The sequence below is a fragment of the Litorilituus lipolyticus genome, assembly GCF_006439335.1.
GTDB classification, from domain to species: domain Bacteria; phylum Pseudomonadota; class Gammaproteobacteria; order Enterobacterales; family Alteromonadaceae; genus Colwellia; species Colwellia lipolytica.
In genome coordinates this window covers 187,118-203,279 of record NZ_SAWY01000005.1, presented here as the reverse complement: position 1 = coordinate 203,279, position 16,162 = coordinate 187,118, and the positions used below count along the sequence as shown (strand labels likewise).

The 16,162-nt window shown below is 37.5% G+C and carries 17 protein-coding genes; 9 read left to right on the top strand and 8 right to left on the bottom strand.

Translation table 11 applies throughout. The features are described from left to right. Nucleotides 1-65: 65 nt before the first annotated feature. From EPA86_RS03340 to EPA86_RS03330, 4 genes are all read right to left on the bottom strand, one after another. The gene (locus EPA86_RS03340; protein WP_140601869.1) at nucleotides 66-983 is read right to left on the bottom strand and encodes a M14 family metallopeptidase; all 918 of its coding nucleotides are present in this window, start codon (nucleotides 981-983) and stop codon (nucleotides 66-68) included. 132 nt (nucleotides 984-1,115) lie between these two features. Then, nucleotides 1,116-1,688, bottom strand: a complete 573-nt coding sequence (gene efpL, locus EPA86_RS03335; RefSeq protein ID WP_140601867.1) for an elongation factor P-like protein EfpL — start codon at nucleotides 1,686-1,688, stop codon at nucleotides 1,116-1,118. A gap of 341 nt (nucleotides 1,689-2,029) precedes the next feature. Then, the gene (locus tag EPA86_RS18180) at nucleotides 2,030-2,167 is read right to left on the bottom strand and encodes a hypothetical protein (protein ID WP_170309548.1); all 138 of its coding nucleotides are present in this window, start codon (nucleotides 2,165-2,167) and stop codon (nucleotides 2,030-2,032) included. Between the two features lie 300 nt (nucleotides 2,168-2,467). Next, nucleotides 2,468-2,851, bottom strand: coding sequence for a hypothetical protein (locus EPA86_RS03330; protein WP_140601865.1), 384 nt, complete (start codon nucleotides 2,849-2,851; stop codon nucleotides 2,468-2,470). Nucleotides 2,852-3,036: 185 nt separating this feature from the next. Here EPA86_RS03330 and EPA86_RS03325 point away from each other — a divergent pair, with 185 nt between their 5' ends. Continuing rightward, nucleotides 3,037-4,089, top strand: a complete 1,053-nt coding sequence (locus EPA86_RS03325) for an aldo/keto reductase (RefSeq protein ID WP_140601863.1) — start codon at nucleotides 3,037-3,039, stop codon at nucleotides 4,087-4,089. Nucleotides 4,090-4,174: 85 nt separating this feature from the next. Here EPA86_RS03325 and EPA86_RS03320 read toward each other — a convergent pair whose 3' ends face one another. Next, on the bottom strand, nucleotides 4,175-6,514 hold the full coding sequence (locus tag EPA86_RS03320; RefSeq protein ID WP_140601861.1) for a S8 family serine peptidase: 2,340 nt from the start codon (nucleotides 6,512-6,514) through the stop codon (nucleotides 4,175-4,177). Between the two features lie 381 nt (nucleotides 6,515-6,895). Here EPA86_RS03320 and EPA86_RS03315 point away from each other — a divergent pair, with 381 nt between their 5' ends. The 6 genes from EPA86_RS03315 (at nucleotide 6,896) to EPA86_RS03290 (ending at nucleotide 11,944) form a co-directional block, all read left to right on the top strand. Then, nucleotides 6,896-7,600 carry a 2OG-Fe(II) oxygenase gene (locus EPA86_RS03315; protein ID WP_140601859.1) on the top strand — a complete coding sequence of 235 codons (705 nt, stop codon included), beginning with the start codon at nucleotides 6,896-6,898 and terminating at the stop codon, nucleotides 7,598-7,600. A gap of 53 nt (nucleotides 7,601-7,653) precedes the next feature. Further along, on the top strand, nucleotides 7,654-8,754 hold the full coding sequence (locus EPA86_RS03310) for a c-type cytochrome (protein WP_140601857.1): 1,101 nt from the start codon (nucleotides 7,654-7,656) through the stop codon (nucleotides 8,752-8,754). A 221-nt stretch (nucleotides 8,755-8,975) separates the two neighbouring features. After that, nucleotides 8,976-9,338: a GntR family transcriptional regulator gene (locus EPA86_RS03305; RefSeq protein WP_140601855.1), complete on the top strand. Its 363-nt coding sequence runs from the start codon at nucleotides 8,976-8,978 to the stop codon at nucleotides 9,336-9,338. After that, nucleotides 9,338-10,195, top strand: coding sequence for an ABC transporter ATP-binding protein (locus EPA86_RS03300; RefSeq protein ID WP_140601853.1), 858 nt, complete (start codon nucleotides 9,338-9,340; stop codon nucleotides 10,193-10,195). The genes EPA86_RS03305 and EPA86_RS03300 overlap by 1 nt, the downstream gene beginning before the upstream one ends. Next, entirely contained in the window at nucleotides 10,195-11,130 is a 936-nt protein-coding gene (locus tag EPA86_RS03295; protein ID WP_140601851.1) for a hypothetical protein, read from the top strand. Before EPA86_RS03300 ends, EPA86_RS03295 begins: the two co-directional genes overlap by 1 nt. A gap of 232 nt (nucleotides 11,131-11,362) precedes the next feature. Continuing rightward, nucleotides 11,363-11,944, top strand: coding sequence for a GNAT family N-acetyltransferase (locus EPA86_RS03290; RefSeq protein WP_140601849.1), 582 nt, complete (start codon nucleotides 11,363-11,365; stop codon nucleotides 11,942-11,944). A 33-nt stretch (nucleotides 11,945-11,977) separates the two neighbouring features. Here EPA86_RS03290 and ushA read toward each other — a convergent pair whose 3' ends face one another. Both ushA and EPA86_RS03280 read right to left on the bottom strand, forming a co-directional pair. Continuing rightward, the gene (gene ushA / locus EPA86_RS03285; RefSeq protein ID WP_140601928.1) at nucleotides 11,978-13,684 is read right to left on the bottom strand and encodes a bifunctional UDP-sugar hydrolase/5'-nucleotidase UshA; all 1,707 of its coding nucleotides are present in this window, start codon (nucleotides 13,682-13,684) and stop codon (nucleotides 11,978-11,980) included. A 75-nt stretch (nucleotides 13,685-13,759) separates the two neighbouring features. Beyond that, nucleotides 13,760-14,284 carry a DUF2937 family protein gene (locus EPA86_RS03280; protein ID WP_140601847.1) on the bottom strand — a complete coding sequence of 175 codons (525 nt, stop codon included), beginning with the start codon at nucleotides 14,282-14,284 and terminating at the stop codon, nucleotides 13,760-13,762. 165 nt (nucleotides 14,285-14,449) lie between these two features. On the opposite strand from EPA86_RS03280, the gene EPA86_RS03275 reads away from it, so the two are divergent. Continuing rightward, nucleotides 14,450-15,166, top strand: coding sequence for a LysM peptidoglycan-binding domain-containing protein (locus tag EPA86_RS03275; RefSeq protein ID WP_140601845.1), 717 nt, complete (start codon nucleotides 14,450-14,452; stop codon nucleotides 15,164-15,166). Nucleotides 15,167-15,220: 54 nt separating this feature from the next. Then, nucleotides 15,221-15,730 carry an SRPBCC domain-containing protein gene (locus EPA86_RS03270; protein ID WP_140601843.1) on the top strand — a complete coding sequence of 170 codons (510 nt, stop codon included), beginning with the start codon at nucleotides 15,221-15,223 and terminating at the stop codon, nucleotides 15,728-15,730. 20 nt (nucleotides 15,731-15,750) lie between these two features. On the opposite strand, the gene EPA86_RS03265 is transcribed toward EPA86_RS03270, so the two are convergent. Beyond that, a complete protein-coding gene (locus EPA86_RS03265) occupies nucleotides 15,751-16,134 on the bottom strand; it encodes a GFA family protein (protein ID WP_140601841.1) in 384 nt (127 codons plus the stop codon). Between the last annotated feature and the right edge of the window lie 28 nt (nucleotides 16,135-16,162).

Genomic DNA, 16,162 nt, shown 5'->3' with positions numbered 1-16,162 from the left:
TTTAAACAACTAGTTAACAAACAAAAAAGCCACCTCTCGGTGGCTTTTTTGTTTTGAAAAATATGCTATTTAACATAATCCAGAGAAGATGCTATTGCAGCAACTTGCGCTAAGATACAGTTTTCATCATCAACTAATGGACTATCTGGGTACACTTCAGTAGTAGTTACAAACGGCGCTTGTGTTAACCCCATACATAAACCTAATTCTCGCGCAGCATAATTTATCACACCAAATTGCTCAAGCTCGACGCCAATTAATTGATTGTTGTCATCTGCCGGTGCAATATGAGTTACTTTTTCCACCCCGTCGATAATAGCTTTTTGGAACTCTGGCTCAGGCTTAGTCGAATCACCAACCAAATAAAAACCATCAGGAATGTTCCAGTTTGTATGCTTTGTCGCATCTCTAGCGGCAAGAGCAGGTCTAAACTCACTGTTATCAGTATCTGTCGTTTCGTGTAAATCAATGTGCAAACGTATTTCTGCACTAATACTAGCGACAAATTTCATTAAAGCAGCAGACTCTTCAGCTGGGCTATCAGCATAAAATGAGCGGTTAGGATCTATTGCATTTGGATTCCAACGATTAATGGTTTCATACCCCCAAGGGCTGACACAAGGCGCTACGATTAAGTTAAATGATTGACTAAAAAGCCCTTCATCATGTTTAACCTCTTCTTCCATAAAACGAATAGCCCCTTGAACTCCACTGGTTTCATAGCCATGAACGCCACCAGTTACTAATATTGTTGCTTTATCTTGATGCCAATTTTTACTGCAAAGTACATATAACGGATAGCGCTGCTCATCTATAGGTAATGCACCGTATTGTTTAAGTTCAAAATGAGAAGTAAGTTTTGGTAATTTTTCTAATACCTCATCTTGATAAGAGCGTTTAATATTTTGCAACGCGAACCATGCTTTTACATCATGCTCATTCCATTTCTGTCCAGCAGTTCCAATAGGGTATGGTTTACTCATTTTCAAAATCCTGTCTCTTTATTTTAATCTGACAATTCAGTAACTACGCACTAATCATCAAAACTCTTAAACAAAAATACCCGAAGCGATTAGTTTCGGGCATTTATATTTATTAAAGCTAAAAGTAATAGCTTACTTGTCTGCTCTTCCCATGAACTTTTGCTCTGCAGTATTTATTTTAATTTTATCACCTGTAGATATATGCTCTGGTACTTGCACGATTAAACCGGTAGACAATGTAGCAGGTTTAGTTCGAGCACTTGCAGAAGCTCCCTTAATTGAAGGGTCTGTTTCAGTGATAACCAGCTCAACACTGGCAGGTAAATCAATGCCAACAGGCGCATCATCGACAATAATGACAGAAAGTCCCTCTGTCTCTTCATTAATAAAAAGCACTTCTTCGCTTATAGCGTCTTTATTTAAGTTATACGGGGTATAATCTTCGTTATCCATGAAAACATACTCATCACCATCAATATAGGAAAACATTGACGGTCGTCGGCTAAGATCGGCAAAATTAAGCATATCTTCCGCTTTAAATGTTTCATCAACTTTACCACCAGTTACCACATCATAAAGACGCATTCTATATAGGCTGCCCCCTGCTCTTCCTTGGGGCACTGAGCGTGTAATATCTCTAACGATAAGTACTTGGCCATTATGTTCAATGGCGGCATTTTTCTTTATTTCACTGGCCTTTGGCATGTGAGATTTCCTTCTAAAAATACAAGTGCGTAAATATATCTTACACTGAGAAAATTATTGCCTGAAAATAGCATGAACAGCATCTATTGCAAGAGCTTTATTTACAGCCATGAGAAATGAAAGTTTTGATTACAGCTTTTTACACATACTTATTCACAAATCTAACAAAGATTAAATAAACACAGCAGTAAAAACTTTCCAACCATAAAACAAGAAATACAACATTAAATAGCAATAAAAAAGCCGATTTGAATAACAAATCGGCTTTTTAGGAATAGAATAAATTAACAATAACTATTAGCAAAAATTGAGTAACTACCCAAATCTAATATTTATCAGAACTACTCGTATGAGCGTTCGAGCCAAGCAATTTGAAGCTTTAACTCTTCAATTTCACGATTGGCATCTGCCAGTTGTTCAACAGCAGTTTTTTGTTCATTGGTTAGGTTATCAAGTTTAGCATCAGTATTATTTGACATATTGCGTCTTTCCTCATGGGCCATAATAGCCTCCAATAATTGTTACCACACTTGTATTATTACACAAGAAGTTTCACCTGTAACCTCTAAATCAAAATATTTAACATTCATTTAGTAAATATTTAATTACGAAACGAAATATATAAGATAAGTTATGACTAGTTATACCTTCAAAATGTTGGCATATAACATTGTGTTAGTGTTTGTTGTTATTAGGGTGCATTATATAAATGACTGTTATGGAGGAAAGAATAACGACAGATGAAACTAAAGTATGATTATTTCAATATAAAAGCTATTTTATGTCTTAGGTAAAACATGACTATTAAGCCAGTCTTTGGCCTCTTCTACGGATTTTACCACTTTATAATCACCATATGGATCACCGTATTTTTCTAACATAAAGCTGGGAACTAATGGTGGGTTAACAAAGACAATTTCAAGACAGTTATTAGCTAACGCCCATTCTTGTAATTGTACTAAAGGAGCAACAACTTCCTCACCACCACCTTCCCATTGGCTCAAATCAACAATTCTTACCCATGGCTTATTAATAATGGGCTCTGCTCGTTTCATAACCTCAAGTTGGTAAGTTTTGGTTTGTTCAAAATTCCACGGACCATAAAAGTGAGAGGTTAAGACATTCCCCTCTATAATAATGTTAAATGAACCATGTAAGCGCATAGCTGCTTTACCTTATGTATGAACGACTAAACTAGTGAGTACAGAGCTAACCCATTGTTAACGCTAATATATCATAGACCTTAGAAAAAAGTGAGAGCTATTTAAAATCATATCCTTAGTATATCGCCCAAAACATACAACTGCTATGATACTTTAAACATCATTAGATTATCCAAAGGAAACAAATGAAATATGTTCGTTTAGGAAGTAGTTCACTAGAAGTATCTAGAGTTTGTCTTGGTACTATGACCTGGGGTGTACAAAACAATCAAGAAGATGCCAACAAACAGTTAGATTTTGCTCAAATGCACGGTGTAAACTTTATAGACACCGCTGAGATGTATGCTATTCCTCCACGTGAGGAAACTTACGGGAAAACAGAAGAAATTATCGGCAATTGGTTTGCGGCCAATCCTTCTCGACGTAAAGAAGTTATTCTAGCCTCTAAAGTTGCAGGGCCTGGTTTTTCTTATATAAGAGATGGCGAAAAATTAAGTGGACAAAATGTCATCAAAGCCGTCGAAAGCTCCTTGAAGCGACTACAAACCGATTACATTGATTTATACCAATTACACTGGCCAAACCGACAAACGCCCCACTTTGGTAATCATTGGTCTAACGAATTGGGTTTCACCGAAGTTAACGCAGAACAGCAAACTGAGGTAATGTTAGATATACTTCAAGGATTAGCTCAATGTGTTAGTGCAGGAAAAATTCGATATTGTGGTTTGTCTGATGATACACCTTGGGGAATAAGCCAATACCTAAAGCTAAGTGAACAGCATAACTTGCCGCGTATGGTATCCATTCAAAATGAATTTAGTTTACTCCATACAAAAGATTGGCCTTATTTAATTGAGCAATGTGTACATGAAGATATTGCCTATTTGCCTTGGTCACCATTAGCCACGGGGTTATTAACAGGTAAATATTTAAACGGTGCTAGGCCAGAAGGAACACGTTTTACCTTAATGCAGCGCCATGGCTTATTCAGAGATACCAATAATTCGAATAAAGCCGTTCAGGCTTTTGTCGAAATTGCTAAGCAACATAATGTTAGCCCCGCCCAACTCGCATTAGCGTGGTGTGATCAAGTTAACGGTGTCACTTCAACCATTATTGGCGCCACATCTCTAGTACAACTAGAGGAGAACCTGAACGCATTTATCGAGCCATTATCAAACAATATACTCGACGATATTGCACATTGGCTTAAACAATACCCCTCACCATTTTAAGCTCATTTATTATTTATAGAAAATAAAAAGGACAACCTAAGTTGTCCTTTTAACTATTGTTCTATTAAAACTATTAGAACAAATGCTACTTAGGGGTAGCTTGTAGATTTAAAGTGATACCAGACGCTGTTGAATAACCGTAAATGTCAATATACCAAACACCTGCTTGTGGGTTAGTAAAAGTACATGACTCGGTATTTCCATTTTCCCAAGAGCGACAATCGTATGCACTACGCGTTGATTGAGTACCATGTGTGATATATAAATCCGCATCACCACTACCACCTGAAGTTGCAATAGTTAAGTCAGCAAAGCCATCTGCTAAATCATAAGTGTAGCGAGTCCATTTTCTCTTTCCAACAGAGATATCATTGACTGTTTCATTTACTGGTTGGCTTGTGCCACCACCCGTACTTGCAGGTGTATAAGTAGCAAGCAAGTTCACGCCAGCGAAGCTATCGTATGCTTTAACCATTACATGGTAAGTACCACCAGTTTCAGTGCCTGTGCACGATTCATTGTTACCACTTGCCCATGGACGACAATCATAGCTTGAATCAGATGGTGCTGATCCAAACTTAACATACAAATCAGCATCACCACTACCGCCACTCATTGCAAAGTTAACGTCAGTTGCACCAGCAGGTACGTCAAAAGTAAAGCGAGTTTCCTCATCTTTTGCTGCTTCAAGGTTAGTTTCGCTAACACCATTTTCTAGAACGCCGTCAGTCGGTGTAGTACCACCGCCACCACCTGTTCCGCCGCCAGAGCCATTTCCATCACAACCATTTGCTGTAATATAATCAATAGCGTCTTTAGTTTGCGCTAAGCCGTAACCAAACTTAACATCACGACCTGCTGAACCTAAATCTTCAGCCGTGGCATTTAACACGTTACGGATCTCAACATTGCTACAGCTAGGATGATGACTCCAAACTAATGCTGCAACACCGGCAACATGAGGAGAAGCCATTGATGTACCGCTCATTTTACCATAGTTTCCAGAGCCAATATTGATACTTGCTGACAAACCAACATTATTTAGCATTGTCGCGCCGTCAGTATCAGATACCGTCACACTAGGAATAGACGTAGCATTAGTATCACCTAATGTGCCCCCAAAGCTACCTGCTGCATTATTATAAATAATTGCACCAACACCACCGCTATCTTGACAGGCTTTCACTTTATCATGGAATGAAATATTACCACGCTGAATTAAACAAACATTGCCAGCTGCGCCACTATCAGTCGCTTCACCCGTACCAAAATTATATAAAGAACCACTTGCACTGCCTTGGTTTTCCATAGCATTAGCACTGTAAGCTGAGCCACCAACCGCAACGTCAACAACGGAGCCTAAACCATCAGGGTAAGTTGAATAAACATCAACACCTGGGCCTGATATTTCTACTTGACTATTCTTTTGAGAGAAATCAGCTAATGCTTTGCTGCTATCAATAGCAGCAACCGACATTACAGAATCATATGATGCAGGATAGCTTTCAACATCTGTAGTGCTAGAAACAACACCATCGTTACCAGCAGCAGCGATAAGTAATACGCCAGCATCATACGCAGCTTTTATACCATTACGCTCTGTAGTACTTGAACCTGTTCCACCAAGACTCATGTTAATAACGTCTGAGCCATTGCTAACACAGGTATTAATTGCATCAACTAACTCTGATGAATAGCCCCAGCCCGACTCATTAAAGACTTTAATAATGTGCATGCTAGGATCTGAACCTATTACGCCTCGAACACCAATACCGTTATTTAAAGCGGCAATAGTACCCGCAACGTGTGTACCGTGTGGGCCACCATGATCGAACCAGTTACCTGTACCGCTATCGTTAGTACCTGTGATAGTACCACCTTTAGCCCCCATATCTTCATGAGGTAAATTTAAACCTGAATCAATAACACATATCTTTTTACCACCAGCACTTGCTGAAGCAACGCTATCATCAACTAAGTCTGCTTGTACCTGGCTAATTCCATACGGTACGCTTTGAGCCATAAAACGACGTTGTAAATCTTCTTCTACATATTCAACATCATTGCTCATTGATAATGCAAAAACATCATTCAATGAAAGCTCAGCAGTTATGAAGTTTGACTCAGGAAACTCTTGATGAATTTTGGCACCTAAACTCATTAGTTTACTTTTAACTGCCGCTTTACTAGAAGCTCCCATTGCACTATTTGCAAATGAACCTGCTGATGGTTGCTTATATTTTACTATGTAGCGCTTTGCTAACTGAGAAGAGTTAACTTTAGTTATGGCATTATCTGTTAAAAGAACGCCTTTAGGTTGGGCTGCGTGTAGGGCTGTAGATACAGCCAAAGAAAGAACACTAGTCGTAGTTAACATTGTCGCCATTTTATAAGCCGACTTTTTATCATTTTTATTGTTTGACATAAATTTGTCCCGTTTCTTTAATTATAATTATTAGTACTTTTATGTAGCGTAAAGGCTCCCTTACAAAACCAATTCGCAACACAAATGTAACACCTCATTAACATTCAAAGCAAGTGCAAAATTTATACAAACAACAGTTAAAGAAAAATATTTAGCAAAACCTTCTATTTTGGATGTTAATTTTACACTAATAAACAACCACTTAAACACACCTCGTTACATTTGCATTTTAAATTCAATTTTTCAATTTATATAGGGCAAGACATCGATAAAAACAGTTAAATAATTGTTAAAATTATGTCACTCTATAGATGACTACTTTACGAGTACATCAACTCTTTGGTTCTTAAAACAGAAATAATAATTAAAATAGGAAGCGATATGTCTCAATTTATTGGTGTGTATGAAAATGCCTTAAGTGATGATTTATGTGACAGGATCATGCAGCAACATCAAACAGATAAAGGTGTTCAGCAAGGTCGTGTAGGTAGTGGTGTAATGACCCATTTAAAAGATAGTCATGATATTTCCATGATACACAATCAATCTTGGCAGCCACTGCAAGAAGAGATTATTAACGCGACATATCCCATTCTTAGAAAATACTTAGAAGAGCATTACTTGGCCGTCATCGCAGCAATAAACCCTACGGTTACCCACCCTAAAACGGGTAAAGCAACGGTAGTGACTAAAGAAAATTTTCATGAGGTTGGCTTACCCTATTTAGATCAACTCATTCAATACATCTTTCGTTACGACGGCTTTACCGTTCAAAAATATGATCAAGGTAAAGGTGGTTATCATTATTGGCACTCAGAGATTTTTCCTCAATTACCGGATAATAAGCCTCTTCATCGTGTTTTAGCTTTCTTATACTACTTAAATGATGTTGAAGAAGGTGGAGAAACTGAGTTTCATTATCAACAACTGAAAGCTAAACCTAAAAAAGGTAACTTAATTATTTTCCCCGCAGGCTTTACTCACACCCACAAAGGTCATGTTCCGCTATCAAATGATAAATATGTTGTCACCTCATGGTTAATGTATAACCGAGCCGAACAACTTTATGGTCAACCCAAGAATTGATATACCGACTAAAGACAGCTAAGCTGTCTTTTTTCTTTTTAGAAGACTCAAATATGGATTTTAAAACTTCTCACAAATTGCTTTTCGGCTTCATCGCTTTCGTTTCTATATTAGTTAATGTACACGCAACGACAACTGAGACTTTGCCTCCTCCTCGTAAGTTGACTGAACAACAAGCTGAAGTGGCTTCAGCCAATTATCAAAAGTATTGTGCCCTCTGCCATGGAAAAAATAGAGAAGGTCATGCTAACGATCATGCACCTTCATTAAAAAGTAAAAGTTTATTTGAATCAGGTGTACCCCACGCTATTTTAAGACCAATGTCTTATGGAAGAAAAGGCACAGCTATGGGGGGCTACCTTGACGAGGTGGGTGGCCCAATGACATTGGCCGAAACCTGGAACCTCACATACTGGCTATTCGAACAAGCGGGTGTTGAACGCCTTGCGTTAACCACTAACCCTGTTGAGGGTGACATAAAGCTAGGCGAAAAAATTTATCAAAAAGAGTGTAGTCAATGCCATGGTATTGAGGGTGAAGGTATTACTGCACCTGCTTTAGGTAACCAATCAGCGTTAGCACACAATACCGATGAATTTATTCGTCATGCCATCATCAATGGTCGACAAAATACGCCTATGGTCGCTTTTAAAGATAAATTATCTATGCAGGAAATAAATGGTATTACGGCCTTTTTACGCAGTAAAGCACTGGGCTGGAAAGAAGAAAGAACTATTTTAAAAGCCCTCCCTACTCCTGAAGAATATGTCATAAACAAAGACGGAGAAGATCCTAACTTTGAACTCAAAGATAATATGTATGTCTTATCAACGGATTTGTACGATGCTATGCAGAGTAAAAAAAGGATGGTCTTACTAGATACACGTGTTACTTCTGTTTGGCAAACCGCTCACCTTGAAGGCTCCATACCATTTCCTTATTACGCCGACTTAGATGAAACGGTTAAAGGTATTCCTTTTGATGTACAAATTGTCGCTTATTGTTCTTGCCCTAGAGCCGCCGCTGACTACACCATAAATAAGTTACGAGCAAAAGGTTACACACGAACGGCTGTCCTTTGGGAAGGCATATTTGGTTGGATGCACCTTGGCTTACCCGTTATGCGTGGTGATATTGAAGGAATAATAGACTAAGACTTAATCAGCTATCACATTTTAAGACTTATTTTCCATTCTGAGTGTCGTTCTGAAAAATAAAGAAAATAAGTCTATAAATCAAAGGAGTAAAGTGCTTTGCACTTTACTCCAACCTACTCTTTCACATATTTATTTACATTTATCAGAATAATCAGCCTTGTGTTATGGTGTGCTGGTGATGTATAACACTATTAAGTTAATTAATATATGGATGAAATATGTCTGAGCAGTGGAATAAAGATACACCTATCTACTTGCAGTTATATCAGCAAGTAGTATCACGCATTCTAGATGGCTACATCAAGGAAGGCGAAGCATTACCCTCGGTGAGGAATGTAGCAGCACAATATCAATTAAACCCAATCACTATTTCTAAGGCATATCAAATGCTTCAAGATGAAGAGATCGTGGAAAAACAACGTGGAAAAGGTTTATTCGTGAAACCGGGCATGCAAGATTTAATGTTGTCACGGGAACGAGAAGCTTTTTTAACGAAGCAATGGCCTGGCATTTTGTCACAAATAAATCGCTTAAAGCTCTCTGCAAATGATCTATTAACTAACCAAGGAGAGAATAGCTAATGACCTCATTAATCAATATCTCAAACTTAACAAAACAATATGGTGAAAAATCCGCCGTAGATAATGTCAACTTGACCGTCAAGGCTGGCCAGATACTCGGCCTTGTTGGTCCTAACGGTGCTGGAAAAACCACCTGTTTACAAGCGTTACTTGGCTTAACCGATTACCAAGGCGAGGTAGATATATTAGGCTACAATCCTAAAACTCAACGTACAGAGATGCTAAACGATGTAGCTTATATTGCCGATGTAGCTGTGCTACCAAAATGGATGAAAGTATCACAAGCTCTAGAATATATGGCGGGCGTGCACCCAAACTTTAACCAAAGTAAAGCTGAAGAGTTTTTAGCTAAAACGAACATTAGCCAGAAGTCTCAGATAAAACAGTTATCTAAAGGCATGATAGTACAGGTGCACTTAGCATTAATATTAGCGATCGATGCTAAGGTTCTTATTCTTGATGAACCCACTTTAGGGTTAGATATTCTGACGCGTCGTCAATTTTATAGCCACTTATTAGAGGACTTTTACACTCAAGAAAAGTGCATCATTGTTACGACACATCAAATAGAAGAAATAGAGCATATTTTAACAGATGTCGCCTTTATTCAGTCTGGAAGCATAGTGCTATGTGAAGATACGGAACATATAAAAGAGCGTTTTAAATTGGTCTCGGTAAACCAAGAAAGTATTGAGCAAGCGAAGCAATTGAAGCCTATTTTCTCTAATAGTTTAATGGGATTAACCACCATGTTATTTGATGGTGTTGAACAAGAGTCATTAAGCCGTTTAGGCAATATCACCTCACCAACTTTGGCAGATATTTTTGTTGGCGTTATGACCAAGGAGACATGCTAATGAATACCTTACAACTTACCACATCAATTAAAAAAGAAGTTTGGGAGTACAAGCGAATCTTTGTTTGGCTACCAGCCATTATTGCAAGTCTAATTATTTTAGCCCCGCTAATTGGCATTTTACTTATCGATGGTTCTTTAACCGCTTATATCTTAAATGATAACCCCAACACGACATGGGCTGGCTTTTGGCAGCAAATAGCCGAAGTACAACATGATAAGATGTTTAACGTGATCTCATTTAGTTTTAGCTCAATGCTGTTTGTACCCTTTTTACTTATCGCAACCTTAGTACAGCTATATTACTTTATCGCTTGCTTATTTGATGAGAGAAGAGATTTATCAGTACTGTTTTGGCGTTCATTGCCTGTATCTGATGGTTTAACGGTAGGAGTTAAGTTACTTGTTGGCGCGATAATATTACCTGGCTTCTTTTTACTGGCCGCCACATTAACACTCGCTTTATTTTTAATTCTTGCTTTTATATTTACTATGATTATGGCTGTGGGTTATGACATATCACTGTGGGGTTTATGGGGCAGTAGCAATATCTTCTCCCACATGATGACCAGCTGGTTAAACCTATTGCCTTACACCTTATGGATGCTACCGTTATATGCTTGGTTAATGCTGGTATCTATGTTTTCTAGTAAAGCCCCCTTTCTCTGGGCAATTATTCCTGTCGTTATTGTATTGCTTGTTGAAGCGTTCATCGTGCACTACTTTAATCTAGATAGCCAAATACTACTTGGATTACTCACTGATTACTTTTCTATTTCTGAAAATAACGTTAATCATTACTTACATGATCAAAGCAGTATTTCCTTGGTACCCATGAAAGTGATCAGTAGCAAAATTAGTATCTTTGGCATCACGTTATCGGCTGTATTCCTTTATGCAACCTACTGGTTAAGAGCCAACAGAAGTCATCACTAATTCTCTTAATAATAAGATATTAACCGCATAAGCCCTACTCTGTTGAGCAGGGCTTATTTACATGCTCAATTCACATTAACCGACTTACGTTATTATGTTCTTTTAAATGTATTTTTAATTGAGTTTTCAACTTTCCCTTATTAATTATTCAGAAATAATAGCAGCTAATTGACACTACCTAATTAAACACAAATATAATAAAGTGATTAAAAATATTTATTGAAATAACCCGATGCAAAACTACAAAGAAGATCAAAAAATTCCCGCACCGAAGTTAACTAATAGCTCAGTGGTTTTAAGGCCTGCTCAATTAAATGACTTTGATGCCGTAAAACAATATCGCCAAGATCCTGAAAACTGTCGCTATATTCGCCCGCCTGAAAGTGATGACGATACTTTAGCTATGGTAGAAAAAATGAGTAAACCCTGGCAGTTATCTCAAGGTTATTGGAATGGCTTGGTCATATGTTTACCTCAAGATAATAGCGTGATTGGTGAAGTTGCTTTTAATATAGAAGATTGGTTCCACCAACGTATTGAAATTGGTTATAGACTAAATGAATCAGCTTCGGGTAAAGGCCTGTGTACTCAAGCCGTTACATTGTTAATAAATTATTTGTGTGAAGAAATAGGTGTACATAAAATTGTAGCTAAATGCGATCCAAGAAATGTAGCTTCATATAAAGTGATGGAAAAACTTGGTATGCAACGAGAAGCCTTTTTTGCCGAGCACTATTTATTAGGGAGTGAGTGGACTGATCAATATGATTACGGTTTGTTAGCAGCCAACTGGCAACCCAAAATAAAAAGTTAGCCAGCTAGACAGTCATATCATACTTAAAGCCACTTATTGCCTATTAATTTCGCCATTTGGTTGGTATTCATTAACATTTAATGGGCTATTACTTTGTAAAAACTCTTTTAATACCTCAGCATCAATATAAGAAGTTGCTACAAAACCTTTATGGTCCAATAACTTAGGATAGCCATCACCGCCAGCAGCATTATAACTATTCAAACTAAAACGGTAGCTACGGTTGTTATCTATCGGCTGCCCCTTAATAAGAATATGACTCACTTGATTATCTTTTACTTGAAAAGAGACGCCACTAAATTGGGCGAAAGCCCCAGAGTCAGGAGGGAAAGCAGCAACAGTCATTAAATACTGCTCTACATCTTTCCCCATCATATCAACATAAGTAAGTCTGTTTTTAAATGGATGAACTGATAAAACTTGCTTATAGTTCACCTCACCTGATTCAATAGAATTTCTTATTCCACCTGAGCTAATAATACCAAAATCTGCGTGTACCTTTTGCATTTGCGCAGTGGCAATAAGTTTTCCTAAGTTAGTTTGTCTATTTCTAATTTGTGTTCGGTGACCATTGAGCAAACCATTAACAGTAGCAAATGCTACTAATATTTCGGCCCCTCCTTTTTGTTGGTAAGGTAACAAAAAGTTGTAAACTTCTGGCGATTTTTTTAGTTCTTCGCCAATAAAGCTACGCTTGTATTGGCCATTAGCCAATCGTTGCATTTGCGTCAAATTAACAGGAATAAGTTGATATGATGTTAAAGTAACTTCACCGTTAATTATTTCAAATTCAGCTTTTCCAACATACTTACCCCACTCATGGGCTTGCATAATCCAAGTATTATTTTGTTTATCTGGTTGGCACGCACTGCCAGCTTGATAGTTATTATCACTGTCATTTTCATCAAGCATACATACAGGCTCTTGTGAATGGCCGCCAATAATAACATCTAACATACCCGCTGGTAGTTCACGGGCTAAAGTGACATCACCCGGTGCATTAATACCGTGTTTTGCATCAACAAAGTGTCCCATATGCGTAACAGCAATAGTAATATCAACTTGTTGAGTTTTATTCATTTCATCAATAGCGATTTTTGCCGCAGTACTCGGCTTAGTAAAGCTTAAGTGACCAATATATTCAGGGTTGCCTATGACTTTTGTGTCAGTAGTTGTTAAGCCAACTAAACCAATTTTTATATCGCCTTTGGTTATGACAGTACTGGCTTGATAAGCATGTTCATTCGAGGCGTTATCAATAATATTTGCCGATAAAAAAGGAAAACCTGCCCACTCTTGCTGTTTAGCTAGCACTGAAACAGGGTTATCAAATTCATGATTACCTATTGCCATCGCATCATAACCAAGTAGTGCCATACCTCTAAAGTCAGGCTCTGCTTGCTGCATATCAGATTCTGGAATACCTGTATTAATATCCCCACCTGATAATAAAATGACTTCTTGATCATTGTCTTTCGCTTGGGCACGTAACTTGTCAAGTAACGTTTTTCGAGCTGCCATGCCATACTCGCCATGTTCATTATGCCAAAATCGACCGTGATGATCATTGGTATGTAAAACGACTAACTTCTTAACCTCAGGTTGTGTGTTTTCATCAAATGTAGCGCAAGCAGAAAGCAATAATCCACCCAGTACTAGGGCTGTACTTAAACATACTTTTTTAATCGCAAAGTTATTTTCTGCTAACGATGTAAGCTGGTTACCAGCTAAATTGAACATTCCCATGAAAAGTTTTCCGAGGTAATTTGTGCGTTTTAGCACTATAAAATTAGAGTATAAAATAAACCTGTCCAACTAGTCATGTTTTTTTATTTTATCTGGCGATTTAGCATGGCCAACTCGTTTAGCAATTAACGTTATTGGGCCCGTGATTAGCAGATTAATAAGTAAACCAACAACAATGCCAAACAAAATACCATTAAATGTCAGTGGAATGCCTAAGGAAAAGTTGGCTAATGTTTCTTTAAGGTACGTCACTCGCTTAGGCTGAAACATATAATAAGATTTTTCGAGTAAATTACCCTGTTTGAATAATTCAAGGCCATCAGTTAACTGTTCAAATTTTTCTAACGTTACAAGTTTTTGTGTCGCATCAGCACGAACGCTTAGCACATCATTAGATAAATGGTGATCTATCATAGCTCGAATACTGTCATACTCATATTTATCTGCGGTAATTTGATAACCATCCACTTGCCACTTTGTGGCTTGATACAGACCAGACAAAAACTGCTGATAATGCTCAGCTAATTGCGGGACTTGCAATGCTATAATAAGACTTGTGCCAAAAATTAGCTTATCTATTAAACGTGCTATCAACGACTTCCCCTATAAACCTTAAAAAAACACTGGTTTCTTAAAAAAATAACGCTAAAAACTACAGTAACACAGTAGCAATAAATATTAATTTTTAAGCTCATTTTAATTTAACGATAATTAATGCTAATGTTACCAAACCTTATCTGATGTTTTTATGAGGAATCAATGACATTTCGAGCAAACCAAATTATCTTATCAGTACTGTTACTTGTATCACTTTCTTGTGCCGCTGAAGTAAAACACCTGAGCCTTCATAACGTTGAATCAGCGCCTAAAGAGCCATTAATAGTAAAGTTGAATATTGTTGAAAAAGACGCTAGACCATTAAAGTTTAGTTTGGTTAATCAAAATGTTGAAAGCCCACTACAAATTGAGCGTATTAATGATTTTATGCTCAGACTTTCTAGCCCTCACTACATCATTGGTGAAGCGGCAATTCACGTTTTTGAGCAATCAAATAATCGCTGGATGCAAATTGATAGTATTAGTATCACTACGGCTAACAAGCCAACTAAGTCTGCTAACTCACCCAGTAATATCAATGAACTCTCCACGAAAAATGCCAGTAACAAGCAAGAAGAACCAATAGTTATAGCAGATTCTTTGCCCATAGGTGAAAAAGAGTGTTTACTCGCTCGTCAGGCAAAAGAAAGCCTGTGGAGCATAGCCAGTCGTTATAAAACATCTCTGAAATTAGATACATATAGCACTATTATTGCGATTTATAACACCAATATATCGCAATTTAGCAAACGCCATATCAACCTATTACGAAATGGTGCGATACTAAAATGCCCAAGCGCTGAAATTCTTGCAACGCTAGGCAGTAAGGCCGGCATGAAAGAAGAGTTTGAGCGTTTAAGTAATTTACCGATAAACTAACCCTGCTAAATAATATTAAATGTTATTAATAGCGTTTATTGAGACGAGAGTTTTATGAAATACCTTTTTATGCTGTTATTACTCATTAATGGTACATGCTTTGCGAAAGTGATTAGTAAAGCCAGTAACGGCTTTAGTATTAAAATAGAAACTAAAGTACCTGTAAATAATGAAGTCGCTTATCAGCAGTTTCTTAAGGTTGGCAAATGGTGGCACCCTGATCATACTTGGTTTGGAAAATCAGAATCTCTAACAATAATACCTGAAGTAGGCCAATGCTTTTGTGAGAAAAATGGTGATAAACAAGCACTGCACATGACCATTTCTTATGTTGATCCTAATAAAGAAATAAGAATGATAGGTGGTTTAGGGCCACTTCAAATGTTAGGTATTCATGGCGGCATGTCTTGGAAATTTGAACCTGTCACTGACTCCACAACTAAGATTATCTTCACTTATCAAGTCAGTGGATATATGGATAATGGACTAGACTCATTAGCCCCAATTGTTGATAAAGTACAAGGTATTCAGTTAGCTAGGCTCAAAGCTATACTAAGTAAATAACTCACAAAACACCTATAGCACTATATCTCTTCACTTTTGTGCTTTAAGGCAGCAGCATTCTTTTCCCAATTTTGACCATCAAACGCTACGATATTTATCTTCGGTGGCTTTTCATCTAAACAACGAACATTAATATCAATACCATCAGGGTTTGAGCGAGGTGTATAAAAAGGTTTATTACCACACTCTTTGCAGAATGTATGCTTTGCTATCTTTGTATTAAAAGTGTAGGTGGTTAAATGTTCAGCTCCGCTGAGTAGAGTAAATTTACTTTTAGGTACAATTAAATGTAAAAAACCCGCTTTTGAACAGATGGAGCAATTACATTCTTCAACCTCAATTGTTTCAGGACATTCCACAGTAAATGTAATTGCCTGACAATGACAGCTGCCTTTGTATTTCATATGAATTCCACCTATTTAACTATTTAGA

What these genes read in the sequence shown, in the direction of transcription:
- EPA86_RS03305 (WP_140601855.1), top strand. Translation starts at nt 8,976, where the DNA reads ATGTCTGAGCAGTGGAATAAAGATACACCTATCTACTTGCAGTTATAT.
- EPA86_RS03295 (WP_140601851.1), top strand. Translation starts at nt 10,195, where the DNA reads ATGAATACCTTACAACTTACCACATCAATTAAAAAAGAAGTTTGGGAG.
- EPA86_RS03265 (WP_140601841.1), bottom strand. Translation starts at nt 16,134, where the DNA reads ATGAAATACAAAGGCAGCTGTCATTGTCAGGCAATTACATTTACTGTG.
- EPA86_RS03310 (WP_140601857.1), top strand. Translation starts at nt 7,654, where the DNA reads ATGGATTTTAAAACTTCTCACAAATTGCTTTTCGGCTTCATCGCTTTC.
- EPA86_RS03290 (WP_140601849.1), top strand. Translation starts at nt 11,363, where the DNA reads ATGCAAAACTACAAAGAAGATCAAAAAATTCCCGCACCGAAGTTAACT.
- EPA86_RS18180 (WP_170309548.1), bottom strand. Translation starts at nt 2,167, where the DNA reads ATGTCAAATAATACTGATGCTAAACTTGATAACCTAACCAATGAACAA.
- efpL (WP_140601867.1), bottom strand. Translation starts at nt 1,688, where the DNA reads ATGCCAAAGGCCAGTGAAATAAAGAAAAATGCCGCCATTGAACATAAT.
- ushA (WP_140601928.1), bottom strand. Translation starts at nt 13,684, where the DNA reads ATGTTCAATTTAGCTGGTAACCAGCTTACATCGTTAGCAGAAAATAAC.
- EPA86_RS03325 (WP_140601863.1), top strand. Translation starts at nt 3,037, where the DNA reads ATGAAATATGTTCGTTTAGGAAGTAGTTCACTAGAAGTATCTAGAGTT.
- EPA86_RS03270 (WP_140601843.1), top strand. Translation starts at nt 15,221, where the DNA reads ATGAAATACCTTTTTATGCTGTTATTACTCATTAATGGTACATGCTTT.
- EPA86_RS03315 (WP_140601859.1), top strand. Translation starts at nt 6,896, where the DNA reads ATGTCTCAATTTATTGGTGTGTATGAAAATGCCTTAAGTGATGATTTA.
- EPA86_RS03330 (WP_140601865.1), bottom strand. Translation starts at nt 2,851, where the DNA reads ATGCGCTTACATGGTTCATTTAACATTATTATAGAGGGGAATGTCTTA.
- EPA86_RS03300 (WP_140601853.1), top strand. Translation starts at nt 9,338, where the DNA reads ATGACCTCATTAATCAATATCTCAAACTTAACAAAACAATATGGTGAA.
- EPA86_RS03340 (WP_140601869.1), bottom strand. Translation starts at nt 983, where the DNA reads ATGAGTAAACCATACCCTATTGGAACTGCTGGACAGAAATGGAATGAG.
- EPA86_RS03320 (WP_140601861.1), bottom strand. Translation starts at nt 6,514, where the DNA reads ATGTCAAACAATAAAAATGATAAAAAGTCGGCTTATAAAATGGCGACA.
- EPA86_RS03275 (WP_140601845.1), top strand. Translation starts at nt 14,450, where the DNA reads ATGACATTTCGAGCAAACCAAATTATCTTATCAGTACTGTTACTTGTA.